At 74.4% G+C, this 570-nt stretch carries 1 protein-coding gene; it reads left to right on the plus strand.

Annotated elements, in window-relative coordinates:
• Positions 1-80 precede the first annotated feature (80 nt).
• Positions 81-527, plus strand: a complete 447-nt coding sequence (locus PUR61_RS08810; protein WP_329877465.1) for an ATP-binding protein — start codon at positions 81-83, stop codon at positions 525-527.
• Positions 528-570 lie beyond the last annotated feature (43 nt).

Below are 570 nucleotides of genomic sequence, written 5' to 3' on the forward strand. Positions count from 1 at the left end.
ACCTGAGGCGTTCCCTCGGTCGCCGTGCGGGCGCCGCCCGGGCCGGGTGTGCACCGTCCCCCACAAGCCGAGGAGCCACCATGCCTCGCGCCGTCACCACCACGCCCGGCATCCTCCCCGCGGAAGCGGCCCCCCGCTCGAACCACTGCGAACTCACCGCCGACACCCGCTCCCCGGGCCTGCTGCGGAACTGGGTGACCGCCCTGCTGGCCGGCTGGCAGCTGCCCGACCTGATCGACGACCTCACCCTGATCGCCACCGAACTCGCCACCAACGCCGTGAGGCACGGCGGCACCCCCGCCCGGGCAAGCCTGGCCCTGTGCGAACCCGAGGCGGGCCACTGGGTCGTGCGCCTGGAGATCGAGGACTCCGGCCCCGGCTTCGACCCCGAAGACCGCACCTCCGCAGCCGCTGATACGGGGCGGTGCAGCGGCCGGGGTCTGCTGATGGTCGCCGCCCTGGCCAGCACCTGGGGCGCCATGCAGACCGCCACCGGCCAGCTGGTCTGGGCCGAACTGCCCGCATGACGGCCACCGGCCGACACATACGCAAGCGGCACCAGCCCCCACC

This window comes from Streptomyces sp. BE20, from assembly GCF_036322525.1.
Classification (GTDB): domain Bacteria; phylum Actinomycetota; class Actinomycetes; order Streptomycetales; family Streptomycetaceae; genus Kitasatospora.